A 22990-nucleotide genomic window follows, 5' to 3' on the forward strand; every position below is an offset into this window, starting at 1 on the left:
CGGCTCGGGGGTGGCGGCGGGAAGCGCCGTGCCGTAAGGGGCGTGCCGGCCTGGCCGGCACGTCACCCGAGGGCGTCTCAGTGGCTGGTGGCCAGCCGGTAGCTGCCGTTGAGCTGGGCATAGTCGAGCAGGATCTGTGCGGCTTCCAGCACCTGGGCGCGGTCCACCGGTTCCTCCTCTTCGTCGGCGTCCTCGCCACGGGCGTCGATCCACTCCTCCAGTGGCTCGAGCCCCAGGGCCAGGCGGCGCTGGTTCTCGAGGGCCAGCTGCTCGGCCTCCTGGTCCTCGACCTCGCGCTGGCGCTGCTCGCGATTGAGGCTGACGCTGGTGTTCTGCTCGCGCATGCGTTTCACCAGTTCGGCCTGTCGCTCCAGGTAACGGAAGTTGGGCAGCGTCTCGGCGCGGCTACGGTGGCGATCCTGAAGGGTCTCGAGGTGCTTCCAGGGCTCGCCGTAGGTGCGGTACTGCACCGCGCGCACGGTATCCCACTCCAGGGCGTTGTCGAGGCTGCTCTCGCCTATGATCTCCGGGTCCACCAGGCTGGGGAAGACGATGTCGGGCTCGACCCCGCGGTGCTGGGTGCTGTCGCCGGAGATGCGGTAGAACTTGGCGCGTGTCAGCTTGATCTGGCCGTGGCTGAGCTCGTTGAGGGTCTGTACCGTGCCCTTGCCGAAGGTCTGCTCGCCGACCACCAGGCCGCGGCCATAGTCCTGGATGGCGCCGGCGAAGATCTCCGAGGCAGAGGCCGAGAGGCGGTTCACCAGCACGCCCAGGGGGCCGTCATAGTGGGTCCCGGTCTCGGTGTCGCCGTAGAGGCTGATGCGTCCCCGGGCATCACGCACCTGCACGGTAGGGCCGCGGTCGATGAACAGGCCGATCAGCGAGTTGGCCTCCTGGAGGGCGCCGCCGCCATTGTTGCGCAGGTCGAGGACGATGCCCTCGATCCCTTCCTCCTTGAGCCGCTCGATCTCGCGGGCCACGTCGCGGGTCGTGCTGCGGAAGTCCTCCTCGCCGGCCTGCCAGGCGTCGAAGTCGACATAGAAGGTGGGGATCTTGATGGCGCCGATGCGATGCATGCCGTCGTCGCGCTCGATCTCGATCACCTCGCCCTTGGCGGCCTGGTCCTCCAGGCTGACGGTGTCCCGGGTGATCTCGACGACCCGTGAGCGCGTCATGTCGACGGCCTGGGCGGGCACCACGTCGAGGCGCACCACCGAGCCCTTGGGGCCGCGAATCAGGTCCACCACGTTGTCGAGCCGCATGCCCACCACGTTGACCATCTCGTCATCGTCTTCCTGGCCCACGGCGATGATGCGATCGGCGGGCTCCAGTACCCCGGCGCGCTCGGCGGGGCCGCCGGGGACCAGGCTCGACACCTTGACATACTCGCCGTCGGACTGGAGCAGGGCGCCGATACCTTCCAGCGACAGGCGCATCTGGATGTCGAAGGATTCCCCTTGGCGTGGCGAGAGGTATTCGCTGTGGGGGTCGATGCTGCTGGTCACCGCCGCCATGAACAGCCCGAAGACGTCCTCGGGCTCCGTCTGCTGCACGCGGGAGAGCTGGCCCTCATAGCGCTGTCGCAGGTTGGCGACCACCTGTTCGTCGTCCTGTCCGCCGATCACCTGGCTGAGGGCGGCGTTCTTGAGCCGCTTGAGCCACAGTTCATCCAGCTCGGCCTCGCTCTTCGCCCAGGGGGCGTCGTCGCGCTCGAGCTCGAGGCGCAGATCCGTGTCGTAGTCGAAGCCCGCGCCCTCGTCGAGCTTGGCCAGCAGCCATTCGAGGCGCGCTTCGGTCCGCTCGTGCTGGCGACGATAGAGGGCGTAGACCCGGTCCAGGTCGCCGTCGAAGAGGGCGTCGTCCATGCTCTCTTCCAGGTCCCGGAAGGCTTCCACGTCCTCGTGCAGCAGGTAGGCACGCTGTCCGTCGAGGATGTCGAGGTAGCGCTGGAAGGCCCGGCGCGACCAGGCATCGTCGAGGCTGATATCGTCGTAGTGGCCGTAACGCAGCGACTCGGCGACTTCCACGGCGGCCTGGCGCTGGGCATCCGTGGGTTGCAGTGCCGCGAGGGCGGTAGTGGCGACCATCAGCAACCCAGCCAGGGCAACCGAACGGCCAAGGGTGGCAAACAGGCTCATCAATGAAGCACTCCCGGTTTCATGTACACTTTCTTCCCTAGACCCGCGCTCGGCTGTCGAGTTGCGTGGACCGAGCCGCCATTGTAGCAGCTCGACCCGGTCGCATGACCCCATATAACCCCAGACCCCAGTATTGAGGAAGCCCATGCCACAGGACGACCTGCTCGAGCGTCTGCTCGACTTCCTGCGCCGCTCTCCCACGCCCTGGCACGCCGTGGCCAACATGGTCTCGCGACTCGAGGGGGCCGGTTTCCGGCGACTCGACGAGACCGAAGCCTGGCGGCTCGATCCCGGCGAGCGGGTCTACGTCACCCGCAACGACTCCTCGGTCATTGCCCTGCAGCTGCCGCGGCAGCCGCTGGAGGCGCTGCGCATGATCGGCGCCCATACCGACAGCCCGGGGCTGCGGCTCAAGCCCAACGCCGCCCAGACCTCCGCCGGCTGGCTGCAGCTGGGCGTGGAGGTCTACGGCGGAGCCCTGCTGGCCCCCTGGTTCGACCGCGACCTGGGGCTGGCCGGGCGGGTGCACGTCCGCCATCCCGACGGGCGCCTGGAGGGTGTGCTGATCGGTGTCGACCGGCCGGTGGCGATCATCCCCAGCCTGGCGATCCACCTCGACCGCGAGGCCAACAATGGCCGTGCGATCAATGCCCAGACCGAGATGGCGCCGGTGCTGCTCCAGGGCGGCGAGCATGCCGACCTGGAGCGGCTGCTGCTGACCTGGCTCGAGGAACAGCATGACCTCACGGGCATCGAGATCCTCGATTTCGAGCTCGTCCTGCACGACATGCAGCCACCGTCACGGGTGGGCGTGGAGGGCGAGCTGATCGCCAGTGCCCGGCTCGACAACCTGCTTTCCTGCTTCATCGGCCTGGAGGCGCTGCTGGCGAGCGACGGCAGTCAGGGTGCCCTGCTGGTGGCCAACGACCACGAGGAGGTCGGGAGTGCCAGTGCCTGTGGCGCCCAGGGCCCCTTCCTCGGCGATGTGCTGCGACGGGTGAGCGATCAGCTGGGTGGCGGGGGAGGAGAGGATGTGGTCCGGCTGGTCCAGTCCTCGAGGATGATCTCCTGCGACAATGCCCATGCCCTGCATCCCAACTTCCCGGACAAGCATGATGCCGCCCACGGCCCCTCCCTCAATGGCGGGCCGGTGATCAAGGTCAACGCCAACCAGCGCTATGCCACCAACAGCGCCACCGCCGCCCTGTTCCGTGATCTCTGCCGCGAGGCGGGCGAGCCGGTGCAGACCTTCGTCACCCGCGCCGACATGGCCTGTGGCAGCACCATCGGGCCGATCACCGCCACCGAACTGGGGGTGCCGACCCTGGACGTCGGCGTGGCCCAGTGGGCGATGCACTCGATCCGCGAGACCGCCGGCGTCCGCGACGTGGCCTCGCTGACCCGGGTGCTCACCGCCTTCTGCAACCGGACGGAGCTGGCCTGACGAGAGGCGCCGCGTCCACACGAAAGAACCCGACGCCGGGGGCGTCGGGTTCTCGAATCCCTGGTGGCTACGCCCTGATTTGAACAGGGGACCCCATCATTATGAGTGATGTGCTCTAACCAGCTGAGCTACGTAGCCGTACAGCGGGGGCAAAGTCTACGGATCACCCCTCGCGATGTCAAGCCGTCCGGGTCAGACGTTGAAGCGGAAGTGGATCACGTCGCCGTCCTGGACGATGTACTCCTTGCCTTCCAGGCGCCACTTTCCGGCGTCCTTGGCGGCCTGTTCGCCGCCCAGGGTGACGAAGTCGTCGTAGGAGATGACCTCCGCGCGGATGAAGCCCTTCTGGAAATCGGTGTGGATCACCCCGGCGGCCTCGGGGGCGGTGGCGCCCACCTTCACCGTCCAGGCGCGCACTTCCTTGACCCCGGCGGTGAAGTAGGTCTGCAGGCCGAGCAGCTGGTAGCCGGCACGGATCACCCGGTCGAGGCCGGGTTCCGCCATGCCCATCTCGTCGAGGAACATGGCACGCTCGTCGTCATCCAGCTCGGCGATCTCGGCCTCGAGCTGGTTGCACACCGGCACCACCACGGCGCCCTCCTCGGCGGCGATCTCGTTCACCACGTCGAGGTAGGGGTTGGCCTCGAAGCCGTCCTCGTTGACGTTGGCGATGTACATGGTCGGCTTGAGGGTCAGGAAGCCGAAGCTCTTGAGCTGGCGCGTCTCGTCGTCGTCGAGGCCGAAGCTGCGCAGGGGCTGGCCCTCGGCCAGGTGCGGCTGGATGCGCTCGAGGATCGCCTTGGTGGCGATGGCCTCCTTGTCGCCACCCTTGGCCACGCGCACCAGGCGCTGGATGGCGCGCTCGACGGTGTCGAGGTCGGCCAGCGCCAGCTCCATGTTGATGATCTCGATGTCCGACCGGGGGTCGACCTGGTTGGCCACATGGATGACGTTGTCGTTGTCGAAGCAGCGCACCACATGGGCGATGGCCTGGGTCTCGCGGATATTGGCCAGGAACTGGTTGCCGAGCCCCTCGCCCCGGGAGGCACCCGCCACCAGGCCGGCGATGTCGACGAACTCCATGGTGGTGGGGATCACCTTCTGGGGCTTCACGATCTCGGCCAGCCTGTCGAGGCGCGGGTCGGGCATCGGCACGATGCCGACATTGGGCTCGATGGTGCAGAACGGGAAGTTCTCGGCGTCGATGCCGGACTTGGTCAGTGCATTGAAGAGGGTGGACTTGCCGACGTTGGGCAGGCCGACGATACCGCAGTTGAAACCCATGGGAGTGTCCTGGAAAGCGTGTTCGCGATTGGAAAGTGGCGAGTATTCTACGCGACAGAGTCGTAAGCCATAAGCTGTAAGCCGCAAGAAAACCCTTGCCGTCGAGCAGTGGTGACTGACAGCTCATGGCTTCAAGCTTGCAGCTGGCGTCTCCGTCTCAGGCGGAAAAACTGTGCAGCCGGTTCATGGCACGCGCCCAGTCGCCGGCCAGCGCCAGGGGCAGGGTGGCCAGGCACTCGTCGATGGCCGCCTCGATGGCGCCGTGCTCGGCCTTGCCGGGGCGTCCCAGCACATAGTGGGTCACCTGGCGGGAATCGCCGGGGTGCCCGATGCCGACGCGCAGGCGATGGAAGCCGCGCTCGTTGCCCAGTGCGCTGATGGTGTCGCGCAGGCCGTTGTGGCCGCCGTGGCCGCCGCCCTGCTTGTAGCGTGCCGTGCCGGGTGGCAGGTCCAGTTCGTCGTGGGCCACCAGCAACTCGTCCGGGGTGATGCGGAAGAACTGGCAGAGTGCCGCCACGGCGGCGCCGCTGCGATTCATGAAGGTGGTGGGATTGAGCAGATGCAGGTCATGGCCCTCGAACTGCACCCGCGCATGCAGGCCGAGGAACTTCTTCTCGGGGCGCAGTTCCCCTCCGGCCTGGCGGGCCACGGCCTCCACCAGCCAGGCGCCGGCATTGTGGCGGGTGGCCTCGTAGTCGGCGCCGGGATTGCCCAGCCCGATGATCGCTTTGACCTGGCTCATCGTCGCTGCCTCCAAAAAATCATCTGGAATGATTTTTGACGTCGCGTTAGCGGCGCTCCGCGGGATGGCCGCCAGGGAGAGGCGGCCACAAAAAAAATCAAGCGCACGAGCGCTTGATCGGGAAGGGGAGGGGCCATGCGGACATGGCCCCGGGCAGGCACGATTACTCGGCGCTGCCTTCCTCTTCCTCGCCTTCGCCTTCTTCCTCGGCATCACCGCCGCGGACCTTGGCCTTGGTGATGTTCAGCACGGCATTGTCGTGGTCCTCACCGTGGGTCAGGTCGACCAGGGTGACGCCGGCCGGTACCTTGAGGTCGGAGAGGTGCAGGGTGGTGCCCAGCTCGACCTCGGCGATGTCGACTTCCAGGAAGTCGGGCAGGTCCTTGGGCAGGCAGTTGATCTGGACCTCGTTGGAGAGCACATGCAGTTCGCCGCCCTGGTCCTTGATGCCGACGCACTTCTCCTCGCCCACGACGTGCAGCGGCACGTTGATGGTGATCTCGTGGGTGGCATCCACGCGCAGGAAGTCGGCGTGGGTGATCAGCGGCTTGAAGGGGTGACGCTGCAGGTCACGGACGACGACCTGCTCGCTCTTGCCGTCCACTACCAGGTTGATCACCGAGGAGAAGAAGGATTCGTCCTCGATCGCCTTGTAGAAGGGGGCCTTCTCGACGGAGATGGGCTGGGGGGCCTGCTCGCCACCATAGATGATGGCCGGCACCTGGAGGTTCGCACGACGCAGGCGGCGGCTCGCACCTTTCCCCAGGTCGTTACGAACGCTGGCATTGAGGGTGAAATCGGACATGATATTGCCTCTTGCTTGAGAGTAGGGAAATCGCCATGGCCCGCGACCTGGCCATGGCGTTTCCGGGTGCCCCGGAGGGCGCTTTCCGGCGCGGTTCCGGTTCAGTGGAACATCGCGCTGACGGATTCCTCGTTGCTGACCCGGCGGATCGCCTCGGCGATCAGGCCGGCGACGCTGAGCTGGCGGATCTTGCCGCTGCGACGGGCCACGTCGGACAGCGGGATGGTATCGGTGACCACGACCTCGTCGAGCACCGAGCCGGTGATGTTGTCGACCGCGGGGCCGGAGAGGATCGGGTGGGTGGCATAGGCCACCACGCGGCGCGCACCGTGCGCCTTGAGCGCCTCGCCGGCCTTGCACAGGGTGCCGGCAGTATCGATCATGTCGTCGACCACCACGCAGGTGCGGTTGTCGATCTCGCCGATGATGTGCATCACCTGGGCCTGGTTGGCCTGGGGGCGGCGCTTGTCGATGATGGCGAGGTCGGCATTGAGCTGCTTGGCGATGGCTCGGGCCCGGACCACGCCGCCGACATCGGGGGAGACCACCACCAGGTCCTCGTAGTTCTGGCGCTCGATGTCGTCGAGCAGGATCGGCGAACCGTAGACGTTGTCCACCGGCACGTCGAAGAAGCCCTGGATCTGGTCGGCATGCAGGTCCATGGTCATCACCCGGTCGACCCCGGCCTTGACCATCATGTCGGCGACGATCTTGGCGGAGATCGGCACCCGGGCCGAACGCACGCGGCGGTCCTGACGGGCATAGCCGAAATAGGGAACCACCGCGGTGATCCGCGAGGCGGAGGCCCGGCGCAGGGCATCGACCATCAGGATCAGCTCGAGCAGGTTGTCATTGGTCGGTGCACAGGTGGACTGCAGGACGAAGACATCCTTGCCGCGCACGTTCTCGTTGATCTCGACCGCGATCTCGCCGTCGCTGAACTGGCCCACCGTGGCGTTGCCCATGCGGGTATCCAGACTCTCGGCAATCTTCTGGGCGAGTTCGGGATTGGCGTTCCCGGCGAAAACCATCAATTTTGACACGCGCAGCCACCTTTGCAGTGTTGGGGATCTCAGGGGGTCATGCCGTCGAGCCGGATCCGGGGAAACTGTCTCGTCGCTCGACAATGGGGGCGCTCGGCACAGGCCCGGAGTCGGACTCGCCACCAGTCGTCTCCCGTCATGAGGGCGAGGTGCTCAGCGACCGAGCACAGCATGGAGAGGAGAGCAGTTGAGGCCCCGCGCCATGAAGGCCTGCCAGTGGTGCCGGGTCGCCTCGGCCAGTAGCCGATCGGCCTCTCCCTTGCTCTGGAGTCGGGCGAAGACGCAGGCACCGGTACCGGTGAGCATGGTCGGAGCCCGGCTCGACAGCCAGTCGAGTGCCCGCGCCACTTCCGGATAGAGCTCCCTCACCGTGGCCTCGCAGTCGTTGCGCCAGCTCGACGCACCCCCCTGCAGTGCGCGCGCCATGGTAATCGGGAGGGTGTCGCGTGTCAATTGTGCCGCTCCGAACACCGCCTGCGTGGAGACCGTCACGCCGGGGTGTATCACCACGAACCAGGGGGTGTCGAGATCGACCGGGGTGAGTCGCTCGCCGATCCCCTCGGCCCAGGCGGCATGGCCCCGCACGAAGACCGGTACGTCGGCGCCCAGGCTGAGGCCCAGTGCCGCCAGTCGGTCGAGGTCGAAGCCGAGGCCCCAGAGTCGGTCGAGGCCGAGCAGGGTGGTGGCCGCGTTGGAGCTGCCGCCACCCAGGCCGCCGCCCATGGGCAGGCGCTTCTCCAGGTGGATCTCGGCGCCGAGTCGGCAGCCGGCCTCGGCCTGGAGCAGGCGGGCGGCGCGCACGATCAGGTTGTGTTCGGGAGCCACGCCGTGGAGTGTCGGCGTCAGGCGAACCTGGCCGTCGGCACGGGGGGCGAGTGTCAGGGTATCGCCATGGTCGAGGAACTGGAACAGGGTCTGCAGTTCGTGGTAGCCGTCGGGCCGCCGGCCGGTGATCAGCAGCAGCCGGTTGAGCTTTGCCGGCGCCGGCAGCGTGAGGTGGGGAGACTCAGGCATCGTCGATGACCGGGCGCCAGTCGGTGACCACCAGGGTCACCCGCAGGGTGTCGATCTCCATGACCATGCGGCGCGGCAGCCACAGCTCCCGGACGAGGACCCAGTCGCGATAGTCGATCTGCCAGCCGTCCTGGTGCAGGCGCAGCGGGAAGCCGAGTTCGTCGCGCTCGAGCCGGTGCTCGCTGGCCTCCGACGGCAGGCCGCGGATCCAGTCGGAGAGAGCGCTCACCGGCAGCGACCAGCCCAGCTGTTCGTCCATCAGTGCTTCCGGCGTCTCGGCCTCGAAGCGGCCCTCCGGGGTGGTCAGCGAGAAGCGCCCCTCGCGACCCTCCAGGGTGCTGCGGCCACTGCCGAAGGGTCCGCTGATCAGCAGGCGGTAGTAGTGGGGGTGCTGGCTCCAGTCGAGGTTGGCGCTGGTCGAGTCCTCGGGAGTGCGCAGTCCCGCCTTGCCGGCCAGGACCCAGGTGTCGAGGCGCTCGAGGCGCTCGGCCTGGGCCTGCCACTGGCCGGCGGCGCGTTCGCCGTCGGGAAGCGGGGCGCGACCGGCACAGCCGGCCAGCAGGGCCAGGATCAGGATCGACGTCAGCAGTCGCAACGGGGGGGTATCCGGCATGAAGATGTCTCGTCGTGTCACAAGGGCGCACCGGTGCGCTCGGGGATCAGTTCGGGGATGCGTTCGAGCAGCTCGTCGAGCACCGGGTGTTCATCGAAGCGCTCCATGGCCTCGCGGGTCAGGGCGCGGGCCTCGTCGTGGCGCTCCAGGGTCCAGAGCACCTCGATGAGGTGTGCGGCGATCTCCTGGTCGGGCAGGGTGGCGTAGGCCCTTTCGAGCCACGGCAGGGCGCGCTCCGGCTCGCCGAGGCGGAAGAGCACCCATCCCATGCTGTCCATGATGGCCGGGCTGCCCGGCTCGAGTTCCAGGGCCCGTTCGATCATCGCCCTGGCCTCCTCCAGGCGCCCCTCGATGCCGAGGTCCGCCAGGGTGTAGCCCAGGGCGTTGAGGGCGGTGGCGTTGTCGGGGTCGCGCTCGATGATGCGACCCAGGTCGCGCTCCATGGCCTCGAGGTCACCGCCCTCCCAGGCTCGCATGGCGCGCATGTAGAGCAGCTGCTCGTCGTTGGGGGTGCGCTCCAGTTCCCGGTCGAGCAGGACCGTGGCCTCGTCGGCTCGCCCCTCGCGCTCGAGCAGCTCGACTTCCAGCGACACCAGGTCGGTGAAGTAGGCCTCGTGGCGCAGGCGCTCGATGCGCAGGAAGGCGCGGGCGTCGAGCAGACGATCGTCGTCGATCAGCATGCGGGCGGCGCTCAGGCGGGCCGGCAGGAATTCGTCGCCCGGTGGCACCTGGCGGTAATAGAGGAGGGCGTTGTCGATCTCGTCTTCCGCCTCGGCGATGGCACCGAGCAGGTAGAAGGCCAGCGCGGGGGTATCCGCCTCGCCGATCAGCGGCAGCAGCAGGCGGCGGGCCGGTTCGGGATGGCCCTCCTCGAGGTAGAGCTGGGCCAGGGCCAGGCGCAGCTCCTGGTTGCCGGCCTGGGATTCGAGCAGGTTGTCGGTCTGTGCCTCGGCGGCGTCGATGTTGCCCAGGCGCAGTTCGCTCTGGGCGAGCATCAGGACAAGGCGCGGATCGCCGGGGGTGATGGTCAGGCCGCGCCGGGCCGCCGTCCGGGCCCGGGTGTAGTCGCCGGCCTCCTGGGCCAGGCGCGCCCGGGTCAGCCACAGCGCCGGCAGTTCCGGGGAGCGCTCCGCCAGCCGGTCGAGACGGCGCTGGGCGGAGGCCGTGTCGCCGATGGCGACCTCCAGCAGGGCGGTGGCCAGCTCGGCATCATCATGCTGGGGGTGTTCCAGGGCGCTGGGGCGGGCCAGGTGGTCGCGCATCAGCTCCAGCAACGGGGCCGGGTCGGCATTCTCCCCCAGGGCCAGTTCGACGAAGGCGCTCAGCTCACCCTGGCCGCCACGTTCGACGACCTGCAGCCGCTGTGCCAGGGCCTCCGGCCAGTCGCCGCGCTGCAGCGCCAGGCTGGCGAGCAGGCGGGTCGGGGCCTCGGAATCCGGGGCGAGGGTCCGCCACAGCTCGGCGGTATGGGTGAGCAACTGGGGATCGTTGCTGAAGCGGGCCGCCAGGGCGGCGCGTTCCACCAGGGCCACCGAGCCATAGCGTTCGGCGCCCTCCAGGTAGCCCTGGGTGGCACGTCGGTAGTCGCCGCGCTGGCCGGCGAGCTCGGCGGTCAGCAGGCCGGCCAGGCCCCGGGCATCCAGTCCGCGCTCGATGGGGGGGGCGCCCGCCAGCGGATCGTCGTCCAGCCCGGCATCAGGGCCGGACGGCAGCGCCTGGCAGCCGGTGACCAGCAGCGCCAGTGCCAGCGGGGGCAGGGCGGTACGCCAGGAGCGGGAGAGGGTGTCGAGTCCGGAGGGCATGCGAGCCTCGTTCAGGATGGCGAGCCGCCAGCATAACGGCTTGGCCGTCCCGGGCAAAGTTCGCCGCCACGCGCATGGCGCTCGGGCGGCCCCGGCTGTGTTAGAATCGGGCGCCTCGACATGGTGGATGGACCCGCACCGCCGGATGAACTAGCGAAGACGCCGAACGCATGACGCTGCTTGCCCTTGGAATCAATCACCGGACCGCGACCGTGGAGGTGCGCGAACAGGTCGCCTTCACGCCCATCCAGCTGGAGTCGGCGCTTGAAGAGCTGCGCGGCCTGCCCGAGGTACGCGAGGCGGCGGTGCTTTCCACCTGCAACCGCACCGAGCTCTACTGCATTACCGAGTCCAGTGGCGAGCAGGCGATCCTCGACTGGCTGGGCCGCTTCCACGGCCTGCGCGTGGAGGAGCTGTCGCGCTGCGCCTACCATTACCTGGACAACGACGCCGCCCGTCACCTGATGCGGGTGGCGGTGGGGCTCGACTCCATGGTGCTCGGCGAACCGCAGATACTGGGCCAGCTCAAGGACGCCTACCAGAGTGCCCGCCAGGCCAAGGGCCTGGGCGGTGAGCTCGAGCGGCTCTTCCAGCACACCTTCGCCGTGGCCAAGCAGGTGCGTACCGAGACCGGCATCGGCCGCAACCCGGTGTCGGTGGCCTATGCCGCGGTCAGCCTGGCGAGCCGCATCTTCGATGACTTCTCCCGCTCCCGCGCGCTGCTGATCGGTGCCGGCGAGACCATCGAGCTGGTGGCGCGCCACCTCTTCGAGGCCGGGGTGCGCCAGCTCACCGTGGCCAACCGCACCCGCGAGCGTGCCGATCGCGTGGCCGGTGCCCTGGGCGGACAGGCGATCACCCTGGACGAGATCCCCGTGGCCCTGGAACATTCCGACATCGTCATCTCCTCCACGGCCGCCCCCCTGCCGATCCTCGGCAAGGGCATGGTCGAGCGGGCACTGAAGAAGCGCCGTCACCGGCCGATCTTCATGGTCGACATCGCCGTGCCCCGGGACATCGAACCCGAGGTGGGCGAACTGGGCGATGTCTTCCTCTATACCGTCGATGACCTCCAGGAGGTGATCGAGGAGAACCGCCGGCATCGCCAGGTGGCCGCCGACCAGGCCGAGTCGCTGATCGAGCACGGTGTCGGCGCCTGGCAGCACGAACGGCGTATCCGCAGCGGCGGCGAGCTGATCCGAGACTACCGTGCCCGGGCCGAGGCGCTGCGCGAGCTCTCCGAGCAGCAGGCGCTGGCGCGCCTGGCCCGCGGCGAGGATCCCGAGGCGGTGGTTCGCCGCCTCGCCCACCAGTTGACCAATCGCCTGCTGCATCGTCCCACGGTGGCGCTGCGCGAGGCGGCCTCCAGCGAGCGCCGCGACCTGCTCGATGCCGCCACGGCACTGCTGCTCGATGCCCCATCCGACAAGACCCGATAGGACTGCCAATGAAAGCTTCCCTGTGTCAGCGTCTCGACGCCTTCGCCGAGCGCTTCGAGGAGCTCTCCGCCCTGCTGGCGGATCCCGAGGTGATCGCCGACCAGGCCCGTTTCCGCGATTACTCCCGCGAGTATGCCGAGCTCGAGTCGCTGGTGGATGCCTGGCGTGCCTACCGTGACATCGAGGCGGACATCGAATCCGCCCGGCAGCTCACCGCCGACAGCGATGCCGAGATGCGCGAGCTGGCCGAGCTGGAACTGGCAGAGGGGCGAGAGCGCCTCGAGGCCCTGGAGGCCCGGCTCAAGCAGCTGCTGGTGCCCAGGGATCCCGACGACCGGCGCAATGTCTTTCTCGAGGTGCGTGCCGGCACCGGCGGCGACGAGGCGGCGCTGTTCGCCGGCGACCTTTTCCGCATGTACTCCCGCTATGCCGAGAAGCGGGGCTGGAAGGTCGAGGTGGTCAGCGCCAGTCACGGCGAGCAGGGCGGCTACAAGGAGATCATCTCGCGGGTGAAGGGCGACGGCGTCTATGCACGGCTCAAGTTCGAGTCCGGTGCCCACCGGGTGCAGCGCGTGCCGGCCACCGAGTCACAGGGGCGCATCCATACCTCGGCCTGCACCGTGGCGGTGATGCCCGAGGCCGACGAGGTGGGCGATATCGACATCAACCCCGCGGACCTGAGGGTGGATACCTTCCGCTCCAGCGGTGCCGGCGGCCAGCACGTCAACACCACCGACTCGGCGATCCGCATCACCCACCTCCCCAGCGGGGTGGTGGTGGAGTGCCAGGAGGAGCGCAGCCAGCACAAGAACCGCGCCAAGGCGATGTCGCTGCTGGCCGCACGGCTCAGGCAGTCGGCGGTGGAGAGCCACCGCCAGGCCCAGGCCGACGAACGCAAGAGCCTGGTCGGCTCCGGCGATCGCAGCGAGCGCATCCGCACCTACAACTTCCCCCAGGGGCGGGTCACCGACCATCGCATCAACCTCACCCTCTACAAGCTCGCCGATGTGATCAGCGGCGAGCAGCTCGACGAGGTGATCGAGCCGCTGATCCACGAGTACCAGGCCGAGCAGCTCGCCGCCCTGCAGCAGGAGGCCTGATGTGCAGGGAGGGATAGTGCGCCTCGACGTCCTGCTGGCCCGGGCCGCCGGCCGGCTGCAGGCCGCCGGATCCACCTCGCCACGCCTGGATGCCGAGGTGCTGCTGTGTCATGTCCTGGGGGTCGACCGCACCTGGCTCTATACCTGGGGTGACCGTGAGGCGGCGTCCTGGGCGCGCGCCCGCTTCGAGGCGCTGGTGGCGGCCCGTGCCGCCGGCCGGCCGGTGGCCTACCTCACGGGGGAGCGGGAGTTCTGGGGGCTTCGGCTTGCCACCGATCCCAGCACCCTGATCCCCCGCCCCGATACCGAGACCCTGGTGGAGGCTGCCCTGGAGAAGGCCGCGGCGGCGACCGGCCGGCTGCTCGACCTCGGCACCGGCAGCGGGGCCATCGCCCTGGCCGTGGCCAGCGAGCGGCCCGGATGGCGGGTGCTGGGGGTCGACCTGCGACCGGAGGCGGTGGCCCTGGCCCGGCGCAACGCCGCACGGTTGGGCATCGCCAATGCCGAGTTCCGCCACAGCGACTGGTTCGCGGCGCTCGCCGGCGAGACCTTCGAGATCATCGTATCCAACCCCCCCTACGTGGCCGAGGATGACCCCCACCTGGCGCAGGGGGACCTGCGCCACGAGCCGCACAGCGCGCTGGTGGCGGCAGAGCAGGGCATGGCCGACCTCCGGCACCTGGTGGGGGAGGCCCGTGACCATCTCCTGCCGGGGGGGTGGCTGCTGCTCGAGCACGGCTTCGACCAGGCCGCGGCGGTGCGCCGCGCCCTGGTGGCCCGGGGCTATGAGGAGGTGACGAGTCTGCGCGACCTGGCCGGCCATGAGCGAGTCAGCCTGGGCCGGCATCCCCGGGGCCCGCGTTGACGGCACGATGCTGGAGCCGCCCGGTTCCCTGTGGTACATCTGGTACAGCAAGAATTTCCAGATGCTGCCGTGATTTCGTGACCGAAAACCAGAAAGTCATCACCTGCCTGGTGCTTTTCAGTCGATTCGTCTGTCATGGCGGCGTGTCCAGCCACCCTCGACCGGCATGCTCATACGACAATGAAAGCCAAGACCCGCTCGCTCGACCGCATCGACCTGAAGATCCTGCGCTGCCTGCAGGAGAATGCCCGCATCTCCTACGTCGACCTGGCCTCCCAGGTGGGGCTCTCCACCACGCCCTGCCTGGAACGCGTCAAGCGCCTGGAGCGGGCCGGTATCATCCGCGGCTACAAGGCGGTACTCGATCCCCGGGCCCTCAAGGCCAACCTGCTGGTGTTCGTGGAGATCAGCCTCGAGACCCAGTCGCCGGCGGTGTTCGACGAGTTCCGTCGGGCGGTGGCCAAGCTGCCGCAGATCCAGGAGTGCCACCTGGTCTCGGGCCAGTTCGACTATATCCTCAAGTGCCGCATCCCCGAGATGTCTGCCTACCGCCAGCTGCTCGGCGACGTGGTGCTGACCCTGCCCGGGGTCAAGGAGTCCAAGAGCTACGTGGTGATGGAGGAGGTCAAGGAGGACTTCTCGCTCCACGTGCCCGAGATCGAGGAGTTCGAGGGCAAGTGATCCGCCATGCTTTCCGGAGGCCCACCCTTCCATGAATGACGATGACCTGCTGCGCTACAGTCGCCAGATCATGCTCGACCAGATCGACATCGCCGGGCAGGAGCGGTTGCTCGCCGGGCACGCCCTGGTGATCGGCGCCGGGGGCCTGGGCTCGCCGGTGGTGCTCTACCTCGCTGCCGCCGGCGTGGGGCGGCTGACCCTGGCCGATGCCGACGAGGTGGAACTCTCCAACCTGCAGCGCCAGATCGCCCATGGCCAGGGGGACATCGGCTGCAACAAGGCCGAGTCGGCCCGGGAGGCGGCGCAGGCGCTCAACCCGGCGTGCACCATCGAGGTGGTGGCCGAGCATCTCGAGGGGGCGGCCCTGGCGCGTGTCGTCGACCAGGCCGACGTGGTGCTCGACTGCACGGATCGCTTCTCCAGCCGTTATGCCATCAACGCGGCCTGCCGGGCCGCCGGCGTGCCGCTGGTCTCGGGGGCGGCGATCCGCTTCTCCGGCCAGCTGGCGGTGTTCGATCCCCGCGACCCCGAAGCGCCCTGCTACGCCTGTCTCTATCCCCCCGGGGAAGGGGGCGACGACGAGGAGCTGCGCTGCGCCGAGAACGGCGTGGTGGCGCCCCTGGTGGGGCTGATCGGCAGCTTCCAGGCGCTCGAGGCGATCAAGCTGCTGAGCGGGGCCGGCACGCCCCACCAGGGGCTCTCCACCTTCGACGGGCTGGCCGGGCAATGGCGCCACTTCCGGGTGCCGAAGGATCCCGGCTGCCCGGTCTGCGGACCCGGCTGAGACCATGGCCGGTCGTCGACAGGCCCTGCCAGGCAGTGTCACCGACTTCGACCTTCGCCTGTTGAGGGTCTTCAGGGCGGTGGTCGAGTGCGGTGGTTTCTCCGCCGCCGAGGGCGAACTCGGCATCAGTCGCTCGGCGATCAGCCTGCACATGGGCGACCTGGAGCGACGGCTGGGGTTGAGGCTCTGCCGGCGTGGCCGGGGGGGCTTCGCCCTGACCGAGGAGGGGCGGGAGGTGCTCGAGGCCGCCCAGACCCTGCTGGCCTGCCTCGAGACCTTCCGCACCGAGGTCAATGCGCTTCACCACAGCCTGCGCGGCGAGCTCAACATCGGCATCACGGACACCCTGGTGAGCCTGCCGGAGATGCGCATCACCCATGCCCTGGCAGCCCTGAAGGCCCGTGGTCCCGAGGTGCGCATCCAGATGCACATGGAACCGCCCGGCGAGATCGCCCGGGCGGTACTCGACGGCCGCCTGCACCTCGGTGTGGTGCCCGAGGTCGGCCTGGCCGCCAGCCTCGAGGTTCGCCCGCTCTACGGCGAGACTTCGCGGCTCTACTGCAGCGACGAGCACCCGCTGTTCGCCACCGACGACTCGGCAACCTCGCCGCCCGACCTGCTGCGCTGGGATGCCGTGGTGCCCTCCTATCCGCTGCCCGAGGCCGGGCGTGTCCAGCATGCCCGACTGCGCGGCACGGCCACGGCCTCCGATCGCGAGGGGGCGGCCTTCCTGATCCTCACCGGCGCCTACCTGGGCTTCCTTCCCGACCACCAGGCGGCCCCCTGGGTGGCCGCGGGTCGCCTGCGTGCCTTGTGGTCGAGTGACTGTCATTACTTGACGCCCTTCGTGGCCATCGTGCGCCGTGATCGCCGCCCGAATCGGGTGCTGGAAGCCTTTATCGAGGCCCTGGAGCAGCCGTGATCGCGGGATTTCCGGGGACGGCAGGGGAGGGGGGTTGCCGGAGCCAGGCCATCGGGCGTTATTAAATACTTGACATTCGACGCTGCCCTGGTGTCAAACTGAGGGCACCTCATCGGCCCTTCGGGCTGTCCAGGCTTCCAACAACAACGAGCGCAGCGCGCATGAACACACAGGCTTTCCGCATGACCGCCAAGGCGCCGTCGGAACACCCCGCCTCCTGGTACCGCGCCTCCGTGTCCGTCGACCTCGGTCCCTGCCCGCCCCTGGAGGGCGAGGTGCGTGCCGATGTCTGCGTGATCGGGGGCGGCGTCACCGGCTGCTCGGCGGCCCTGCACCTGGCCGAGCGCGGCTATACGGTGGTGCTGCTGGAGGCGTCGGGGATCGGCCATGGCGCCTCCGGGCGCAGCGGTGGACAGATCCTGCCGGGGCTCGGTACCGACATCGCCACCGTGGAGCAGGCACTGGGGCTCGAGCGCGCCCGGGAGATCTGGGAAATGAGCCGCGAGGCGGTGCGCCTCACCGCGGAGAGAGTCGAGCGCCATGCCATTCCCTGCGAGCTGGCCTGGGGGTACCTGCACGCCGCCGTCAAGCCGCGGCATGTCCGGGAGTTGCTGGCCTTTCGCGACCGCCTGGCACGGGACTACGGCTACCCGGCGCTATCCTGGCTCGAGGGCGACGCCCTGCGCGAACATGTGGTCACCGAGGCCTACCCGGGTGCCCTGTTCGACCGCGAGGGTGGCCACCTGCATCCGCTCAACTACACCCTGGGCCTGGCCCGGGCCGCCCGCGAGGCCGGTGCCGCCATTCACGAGGGCAGCCCGGTGATCGAGATACGTCGCGGCAAGCCCGCCGTGGTGGCCACCGACCGGGGCTGCGTCAGGGCCGACTTCGTGGTGATGGGCACCAACGCCTTCCAGAGCGGCCTGGTGCCCGAGCTCGCGGGGCGGGTCATGCGTGCCGCCAACTACATCATCGCCACCGAGCCGCTGTCGGTCGAGCGGGCGAGTCAGGTGCTGCCGCGCAACGACGCCCTGTCCGATGCCAACTTCGTGCTCGACTACTACCGCCTGTCGGCCGACCGGCGACTGATCTACGGCGGCGAGGTGAGCTATACCGGCCGCGAGCCGCGCGGGCTTCAGGCGCGCATGGATGCCAAGATCGCGCGGCTCTTCCCGATCCTGCGCGGCGTGCGCATCGACTACCGCTGGGGGGGAGAGGTGGCCATCACCCTCAACCGGGCACCCGATTTCGGGCGGCTGGACGATAATCTCTACTATGCCCAGGGCTACTCGGGCCACGGCATGGCGCTGGCGGGCCTGGCCGGCAAGCTGATGGCCGACTCGGTGTCCGGGCAGAGCGAACGCTTCGATGTGTTCGCCGCCATGCCGCACCGTCGTTTCCCCGGCGGAGAGCGTCTGCGCACGCCGCTGCTGCTGCTGGCCACCACCTTCTACAAGCTGCGCGATCGACTCTGAGCGGTCGCCGGGAATGCATCCGCCCGACGAGGGCATGACACGAGGTTCGCATGAAAGACCTGGAAAGCTGGCTCAAGGAGCGACGCATCACCGAGGTGGAGTGCCTGGTCAGCGACATCACCGGCATCGCTCGCGGCAAGATCACCCCGGTCTCCAAGTTCGTCGCCGAGAAGGGCATGCGACTGCCGGAGAGCGTGCTGCTGCAGTCGGTGACCGGTGACTACGTCGAGGACGACATCTACTACTCGCTGCTCGACCCGGCCGACATCGACATGATCTGCAAGCCGGACTCGTCCGCCGCCTACCCGGTGCCCTGGGCACTGGAGCCCACCGCCCAGGTGATCCACGACTGCTACGACAAGATGGGCAACCCCATCGAGCTGTCGGCGCGCAACCAGCTCAAGAAGGTGCTGGCGCTCTACGCCGAGCAGGGCTGGAGGCCGGTGGTGGCGCCGGAGATGGAGTTCTACCTGACCAAGCGCTGCGAGGACCCGGACCTGCCGCTGCAGCCCCCCATCGGTCGCAGCGGGCGCCAGGAGACCGGCCGCCAGTCGTTCTCCATCGACGCGGCCAACGAGTTCGATCCGCTGTTCGAGGACATGTACGACTGGTGCGAGGCCCAGGGGCTCGACATCGACACCCTGATCCACGAGGAGGGCACCGCCCAGATGGAGATCAACTTCCGTCATGGCGCTCCCCTGGCACTGGCCGACCAGGTGTTCCTGTTCAAGCGCACCATGCGCGAGGCGGCGCTCAAGCACGACGTGGCCGCCACCTTCATGGCCAAGCCGGTGACCAACGAGCCGGGCAGCGCCATGCATATCCACCAGAGCGTGCTGGACGCGAAGACCGGCCGCAGCGTCTTCTCCAACGACGACGGCACCATGAGCCAGCTGTTCCTGCACCACATCGGCGGGCTGCAGAAGTACATCCCCGAGGCGCTGCCGCTGATGGCGCCCAACGTCAACTCCTTCCGCCGCTTCCTGCCCGACACCTCGGCGCCGGTGAACGTGGAGTGGGGCGAGGAGAATCGCACCTGCGGACTGCGGGTGCCCGACTCCAGCCCCCAGAACCGCCGGGTGGAGAACCGCCTGCCGGGGGCCGACGCCAATGCCTACCTGGCCATCGCGGCGAGCCTGCTGTGCGGCTATATCGGCATGATGGAGGGGATCAATCCCTCGGCGCCGGTTCAGGGGCGGGCCTTCGAGCGACGCAACCTGCGCCTGCCCTTCACCCTGGAGATGGCGCTCGAGCGCATGGAGCATTGCGAGGAACTGGCCAGCTACCTGGGCAGCAAGTTCGTCACCGGCTACGTGGCGGTGAAACGGGTGGAGAACGAGAACTTCAAGCGGGTGATCAGCTCCTGGGAGCGGGAGTTCCTGCTGCTGAGTGTCTGAGGCATCGAGTCGAAAGAGCAGGTCGGCGGCACGGTGGGTGCCGCCCGTCCCCAGCGTCGAAGCCGGCGGCTGACGCGGTGATGACGCTGGGGAGGTGTCGGTCGTCCCGCTGGTGGTCGGCCGAGAACAAGAAATGGCGAACGAGGTGACAGTGATGATGCGCATGCAACGACTCTCCCTGGCCGTGGCGGCCGCCACCCTGACGATGGCCGCCGGTGCCACCCAGGCCAACGAGGTCCGGATCTACAACTGGTCCGACTACATCGCCGAGGACACCCTCGAGCGGTTCACCGAGCAGACCGGCATCGAGGTGGTCTACGACGTCTACGACAGCAACGAGGTGCTCGAGGCGGCGCTGCTCTCGGGGCGTTCCGGGTATGACGTGGTGGTGCCCTCCAACCACTACCTGACCCGCCAGATCAGCGCGGGGGTTTACCTGGAGCTGGACCACGACAAGCTGCCCAACATGGCCAACCTCAACCCGGACCTGATGGACGACCTGGAGTACGTCGACCCGGGCAGCCGCTACTCGGTCCCCTACATGTGGGGCACCAACGGGATCGGCTACAACGTCGAGCGGGTCACCGAGATCCTCGGCGAGGATGCCCCCACCGACTCCTGGGCGCTGATCTTCGACCCCGAGATCACCACGGCCCTCAACGAGGGGGGGTGCGGCATCTCGATGCTCGACTCCGGCGACGAGATGCTCTCGCCGGCCATGGCCTACCTGGGGCTCTCGCCGCTCTCCGAGGAGACCGCGGACCTCGAGGCGGCCGGCGACCTGATCGCCGCGGTGCGCGACAACATCACCTACTTCCACTCCTCGCGCTACATCTCCGATCTCGCCAACGGCGACATCTGCGTGGCGGCGGGCTACTCCGGCGACATCTTCCAGGCCGCCGACCGGGCCGAGGAGGCCGGGCGCGACTTCACCATCGCCTACTCGATTCCCAGGGAGGGCGCGGCGCTGTGGTTCGACATGATGGCGATTCCCGCCGACGCGCCGAATCCCGACAACGCCCACGCCTTCATCAACTTCATCCTCGAGCCCGAGATCGCCGCCGCCATCACCGAATACGTGATCTACGCCAACCCCAACGCGGCAGCCAACGAATACCTGGATCCGGAGATCCTCGAGGATCCCGCCATCTATCCCGACCAGGCGGTGATGGACAACCTCTACGTGGCGGAAGAGAAGCCACTGGCCGTGCAGCGCGTCCGTACCCGCACCTGGAATCGCGTGAAGTCCGGTCGCTGAGCCGCTTCGGCCGGCTCCGTGGGGGCCGGCCGCCCTTCGAGAGATTGTCTGGAGACGCTGCGATGGCACCATTCCCGATTTCGGCCCCGGCGCAGGTCCAGGGCGTGCCCGAGGACCGCCCCGTGAAGCTCCCCGGTCGGCAGGTCAGCGACCAGCCGCTGGTCGAGATTCGCCGCACCAGCAAGCGCTTCGACGGCGAGCTGGCGGTGGACGACGTCAACCTGTCGATCCGGCGCGGCGAGATCTTCGCCCTGCTGGGCGGCTCCGGCTCCGGCAAGTCGACGCTGCTGCGCATGCTGGCCGGCTTCGAGAAGCCCAGCGAGGGGCAGATCCTCCTCGACGGCGAGGACATCACCGCCATGCCGCCCCATGAGCGGCCGATCAACATGATGTTCCAGTCCTACGCGCTCTTCCCCCACATGACGGTGGAACAGAACATCGCCTTCGGCCTCAAGCAGGACCGCCTGGGCAGGCAGGAGATCCGTGACCGGGTGGCCGAGATGCTCCGGCTGGTGCACATGGAGGCCTTCGCCAGGCGCCGGCCCCACCAGCTCTCCGGCGGCCAGCGCCAGCGCGTGGCCCTGGGGCGCTCGCTGGCCAAGCGGCCCAAGCTGCTGCTCCTCGACGAGCCCATGGGGGCCCTGGACAAGAAGCTGCGTACCGAGATGCAGCTCGAGGTGGTGCAGATCCTCGAGCGCGTCGGGGTGACCTGCATCATGGTGACCCACGACCAGGAGGAGGCGATGACCATGGCCGACCGGGTGGCCATCATGTCCGACGGCTGGATCGCCCAGGTGGGGACGCCCATGGACGTCTACGAGAGCCCGGCGAGCCGCATGGTGGCCGAGTTCGTCGGTACCGTGAACCTCTTCGAGGGGGAGATCGTCGCCGACGAGGCCGACCACTGCATCATCGAGAGCCCCCAGCTGGGGCGGCAGATCTACATCAGCCACGGGGTCAGCACCCAGGCCGACGAGCGTCGGGTGTGGGTGGCGGTGCGCCCGGAGAAGACCTGGCTGACCCGCGAGCGGCCCGAGGGCGAGACCAACTGGGCAGCCGGCACGGTGGAGGACATCGCCTACCTGGGCGGGCTCTCGGTCTACTTCGTGCGTACCGAGCAGGGTCACCTGGTCAAGGTCAGCATGACCAATGTCGAGCGGCGCGGCGACCGGCCGAGCTGGGACGAGCCGGTGTTCATCCACTGGGACGACCGCAGTGCCGTGGTATTGCATGACTGAGCCCCGCCAGAGGATCCTCCCGGGAGACCGCCCATGACGCCCTCCTTCGTCCAGCGCCTGCAGCGGCTCTTACGGCCACGCCGTGGCTGGGTCATCGCCGTGCCGCTGCTGTGGCTGACGCTGTTCTTCCTGCTGCCGTTCGCCATCGTGCTGAAGATCAGCCTCTCCGAGGCGGCGATCTCGGTGCCGCCCTACAGCGCGCTGATCGACTTCAGCGCCGAGACCCTCAACATTGCCCTGAACCTGGGGAACTACCTCTTCCTGATGTCCGACTCGCTCTATGTGGCGGCCTACTGGAGCTCGGTGAAGATCGCGCTGCTCTCCACGGTGCTCTGCCTGCTGATCGGCTACCCCATGGCCTATGCCATGGCGCGGGCCCCGGCCCACTGGCAGCTGGTGTTGCTGCTGCTGGTGATGCTGCCCTCCTGGACGTCGTTCCTGATCCGCGTCTACGCCTGGATGGGCATCCTGAGCAACACCGGCCTGGTCAACAACCTGCTGCTGTGGGCCGGGTTGATCGATGCGCCGATCCGCATGATGAACACCAACTTCGCGGTGATCCTGGGCATCGTCTACGCCTACCTGCCGTTCATGATCCTGCCGCTCTACGCCAACCTGACCCGCCTCGACCTCTCCCTGCTCGAGGCCGCCTCGGACCTCGGCTCGCGCAGGATCAACACCTTCCTCAAGGTGACCCTGCCGCTGTCGAAGGGCGGGATCATCGCCGGCTCCATGCTGGTGTTCATTCCTGCGGTGGGGGAGTACGTGATCCCCGAGCTGCTCGGCGGCCCCAACACCCTGATGATCGGCAAGGTGCTGTGGGAGGAGTTCTTCCACAACCGTGACTGGCCGGTGGCCTCGGCGCTGGCCATGGTGATGCTGGCGCTGCTGGTCATTCCCATCGCGCTGTTCCATCGCTACCAGTCACGCGAACTGGAGGAGTGAC

General features: G+C 68.3%; 20 protein-coding genes and 1 tRNA gene. 12 read left to right on the forward strand and 9 right to left on the reverse strand.

Annotated features, from left to right (window positions below; all coding sequences use genetic code 11):
* Positions 1-77 precede the first annotated feature (77 nt).
* On the reverse strand, positions 78-2138 hold the full coding sequence (locus ACOMD9_RS10190; RefSeq protein ID WP_421414374.1) for a carboxy terminal-processing peptidase: 2061 nt from the start codon (positions 2136-2138) through the stop codon (positions 78-80).
* Positions 2139-2283: 145 nt separating this feature from the next.
* Between ACOMD9_RS10190 and ACOMD9_RS10195 the strand changes: the two genes are divergently transcribed.
* Positions 2284-3582 carry a M18 family aminopeptidase gene (locus ACOMD9_RS10195; protein WP_421414376.1) on the forward strand — a complete coding sequence of 433 codons (1299 nt, stop codon included), beginning with the start codon at positions 2284-2286 and terminating at the stop codon, positions 3580-3582.
* Positions 3583-3643: 61 nt separating this feature from the next.
* On the opposite strand, the gene ACOMD9_RS10200 is transcribed toward ACOMD9_RS10195, so the two are convergent.
* The 8 genes from ACOMD9_RS10200 to ACOMD9_RS10235 form a co-directional block, all read right to left on the reverse strand.
* Positions 3644-3720 (reverse strand) — tRNA-Met (locus ACOMD9_RS10200).
* 54 nt (positions 3721-3774) lie between these two features.
* Entirely contained in the window at positions 3775-4866 is a 1092-nt protein-coding gene (ychF, locus tag ACOMD9_RS10205) for a redox-regulated ATPase YchF (protein ID WP_421414378.1), read from the reverse strand.
* Between the two features lie 157 nt (positions 4867-5023).
* Entirely contained in the window at positions 5024-5608 is a 585-nt protein-coding gene (gene pth / locus ACOMD9_RS10210) for an aminoacyl-tRNA hydrolase (protein ID WP_421414381.1), read from the reverse strand.
* A 163-nt stretch (positions 5609-5771) separates the two neighbouring features.
* The gene (locus ACOMD9_RS10215; RefSeq protein WP_421414383.1) at positions 5772-6413 is read right to left on the reverse strand and encodes a 50S ribosomal protein L25/general stress protein Ctc; all 642 of its coding nucleotides are present in this window, start codon (positions 6411-6413) and stop codon (positions 5772-5774) included.
* Positions 6414-6514: 101 nt separating this feature from the next.
* Complete coding sequence (locus ACOMD9_RS10220; protein WP_421414386.1) at positions 6515-7456, reverse strand: ribose-phosphate pyrophosphokinase; 942 nt, start codon at positions 7454-7456, stop codon at positions 6515-6517.
* Positions 7457-7609: 153 nt separating this feature from the next.
* Positions 7610-8470, reverse strand: coding sequence for a 4-(cytidine 5'-diphospho)-2-C-methyl-D-erythritol kinase (gene ispE, locus ACOMD9_RS10225; RefSeq protein ID WP_421414388.1), 861 nt, complete (start codon positions 8468-8470; stop codon positions 7610-7612).
* The gene (gene lolB, locus ACOMD9_RS10230; RefSeq protein ID WP_421414391.1) at positions 8463-9083 is read right to left on the reverse strand and encodes a lipoprotein insertase outer membrane protein LolB; all 621 of its coding nucleotides are present in this window, start codon (positions 9081-9083) and stop codon (positions 8463-8465) included. The genes ispE and lolB overlap by 8 nt, the downstream gene beginning before the upstream one ends.
* 17 nt (positions 9084-9100) lie before the next feature.
* On the reverse strand, positions 9101-10885 hold the full coding sequence (locus tag ACOMD9_RS10235; protein WP_421414394.1) for a tetratricopeptide repeat protein: 1785 nt from the start codon (positions 10883-10885) through the stop codon (positions 9101-9103).
* Between the two features lie 170 nt (positions 10886-11055).
* Here ACOMD9_RS10235 and hemA point away from each other — a divergent pair, with 170 nt between their 5' ends.
* The 11 genes from hemA (at position 11056) to ACOMD9_RS10290 (ending at position 22989) form a co-directional block, all read left to right on the forward strand.
* Positions 11056-12324 carry a glutamyl-tRNA reductase gene (gene hemA, locus ACOMD9_RS10240; RefSeq protein WP_421414395.1) on the forward strand — a complete coding sequence of 423 codons (1269 nt, stop codon included), beginning with the start codon at positions 11056-11058 and terminating at the stop codon, positions 12322-12324.
* Between the two features lie 8 nt (positions 12325-12332).
* The gene (prfA, locus tag ACOMD9_RS10245) at positions 12333-13424 is read left to right on the forward strand and encodes a peptide chain release factor 1 (RefSeq protein WP_421414398.1); all 1092 of its coding nucleotides are present in this window, start codon (positions 12333-12335) and stop codon (positions 13422-13424) included.
* A gap of 16 nt (positions 13425-13440) precedes the next feature.
* A complete protein-coding gene (gene prmC, locus ACOMD9_RS10250) occupies positions 13441-14289 on the forward strand; it encodes a peptide chain release factor N(5)-glutamine methyltransferase (protein WP_421414401.1) in 849 nt (282 codons plus the stop codon).
* Positions 14290-14469: 180 nt separating this feature from the next.
* The gene (locus tag ACOMD9_RS10255) at positions 14470-14970 is read left to right on the forward strand and encodes an Lrp/AsnC ligand binding domain-containing protein (RefSeq protein ID WP_421414403.1); all 501 of its coding nucleotides are present in this window, start codon (positions 14470-14472) and stop codon (positions 14968-14970) included.
* A gap of 31 nt (positions 14971-15001) precedes the next feature.
* A complete protein-coding gene (locus ACOMD9_RS10260; RefSeq protein WP_421414406.1) occupies positions 15002-15754 on the forward strand; it encodes a HesA/MoeB/ThiF family protein in 753 nt (250 codons plus the stop codon).
* Between the two features lie 4 nt (positions 15755-15758).
* The gene (locus ACOMD9_RS10265) at positions 15759-16676 is read left to right on the forward strand and encodes a LysR family transcriptional regulator (RefSeq protein ID WP_421414407.1); all 918 of its coding nucleotides are present in this window, start codon (positions 15759-15761) and stop codon (positions 16674-16676) included.
* Between the two features lie 182 nt (positions 16677-16858).
* Entirely contained in the window at positions 16859-18151 is a 1293-nt protein-coding gene (locus ACOMD9_RS10270; protein ID WP_465249809.1) for an NAD(P)/FAD-dependent oxidoreductase, read from the forward strand.
* A 50-nt stretch (positions 18152-18201) separates the two neighbouring features.
* Positions 18202-19548, forward strand: a complete 1347-nt coding sequence (locus ACOMD9_RS10275) for a glutamine synthetase family protein (protein ID WP_421414411.1) — start codon at positions 18202-18204, stop codon at positions 19546-19548.
* Between the two features lie 154 nt (positions 19549-19702).
* Positions 19703-20806 (forward strand): polyamine ABC transporter substrate-binding protein, encoded by a 1104-nt coding sequence (locus ACOMD9_RS10280; RefSeq protein ID WP_421414413.1) that lies wholly within the window; start codon positions 19703-19705, stop codon positions 20804-20806.
* A 62-nt stretch (positions 20807-20868) separates the two neighbouring features.
* Complete coding sequence (locus tag ACOMD9_RS10285) at positions 20869-22044, forward strand: ABC transporter ATP-binding protein (protein WP_421414416.1); 1176 nt, start codon at positions 20869-20871, stop codon at positions 22042-22044.
* Positions 22045-22077: 33 nt separating this feature from the next.
* Complete coding sequence (locus tag ACOMD9_RS10290; protein ID WP_421414417.1) at positions 22078-22989, forward strand: ABC transporter permease subunit; 912 nt, start codon at positions 22078-22080, stop codon at positions 22987-22989.
* Position 22990: the final 1 nt, after the last annotated feature.

The sequence above is a fragment of the Halomonas terrestris genome (assembly GCF_049166755.1).
In the GTDB taxonomy this organism is placed as follows: Bacteria; Pseudomonadota; Gammaproteobacteria; order Pseudomonadales; family Halomonadaceae; genus Halomonas.

What these genes read in the sequence shown, in the direction of transcription:
- ACOMD9_RS10190 (WP_421414374.1), bottom strand. Translation starts at nt 2,138, where the DNA reads ATGAGCCTGTTTGCCACCCTTGGCCGTTCGGTTGCCCTGGCTGGGTTG.
- ACOMD9_RS10195 (WP_421414376.1), top strand. Translation starts at nt 2,284, where the DNA reads ATGCCACAGGACGACCTGCTCGAGCGTCTGCTCGACTTCCTGCGCCGC.
- ychF (WP_421414378.1), bottom strand. Translation starts at nt 4,866, where the DNA reads ATGGGTTTCAACTGCGGTATCGTCGGCCTGCCCAACGTCGGCAAGTCC.
- pth (WP_421414381.1), bottom strand. Translation starts at nt 5,608, where the DNA reads ATGAGCCAGGTCAAAGCGATCATCGGGCTGGGCAATCCCGGCGCCGAC.
- ACOMD9_RS10215 (WP_421414383.1), bottom strand. Translation starts at nt 6,413, where the DNA reads ATGTCCGATTTCACCCTCAATGCCAGCGTTCGTAACGACCTGGGGAAA.
- ispE (WP_421414388.1), bottom strand. Translation starts at nt 8,470, where the DNA reads ATGCCTGAGTCTCCCCACCTCACGCTGCCGGCGCCGGCAAAGCTCAAC.
- lolB (WP_421414391.1), bottom strand. Translation starts at nt 9,083, where the DNA reads ATGCCGGATACCCCCCCGTTGCGACTGCTGACGTCGATCCTGATCCTG.
- ACOMD9_RS10235 (WP_421414394.1), bottom strand. Translation starts at nt 10,885, where the DNA reads ATGCCCTCCGGACTCGACACCCTCTCCCGCTCCTGGCGTACCGCCCTG.
- hemA (WP_421414395.1), top strand. Translation starts at nt 11,056, where the DNA reads ATGACGCTGCTTGCCCTTGGAATCAATCACCGGACCGCGACCGTGGAG.
- prfA (WP_421414398.1), top strand. Translation starts at nt 12,333, where the DNA reads ATGAAAGCTTCCCTGTGTCAGCGTCTCGACGCCTTCGCCGAGCGCTTC.
- ACOMD9_RS10255 (WP_421414403.1), top strand. Translation starts at nt 14,470, where the DNA reads ATGAAAGCCAAGACCCGCTCGCTCGACCGCATCGACCTGAAGATCCTG.
- ACOMD9_RS10260 (WP_421414406.1), top strand. Translation starts at nt 15,002, where the DNA reads ATGAATGACGATGACCTGCTGCGCTACAGTCGCCAGATCATGCTCGAC.
- ACOMD9_RS10265 (WP_421414407.1), top strand. Translation starts at nt 15,759, where the DNA reads ATGGCCGGTCGTCGACAGGCCCTGCCAGGCAGTGTCACCGACTTCGAC.
- ACOMD9_RS10270 (WP_465249809.1), top strand. Translation starts at nt 16,859, where the DNA reads ATGACCGCCAAGGCGCCGTCGGAACACCCCGCCTCCTGGTACCGCGCC.
- ACOMD9_RS10275 (WP_421414411.1), top strand. Translation starts at nt 18,202, where the DNA reads ATGAAAGACCTGGAAAGCTGGCTCAAGGAGCGACGCATCACCGAGGTG.
- ACOMD9_RS10280 (WP_421414413.1), top strand. Translation starts at nt 19,703, where the DNA reads ATGATGCGCATGCAACGACTCTCCCTGGCCGTGGCGGCCGCCACCCTG.
- ACOMD9_RS10285 (WP_421414416.1), top strand. Translation starts at nt 20,869, where the DNA reads ATGGCACCATTCCCGATTTCGGCCCCGGCGCAGGTCCAGGGCGTGCCC.
- ACOMD9_RS10290 (WP_421414417.1), top strand. Translation starts at nt 22,078, where the DNA reads ATGACGCCCTCCTTCGTCCAGCGCCTGCAGCGGCTCTTACGGCCACGC.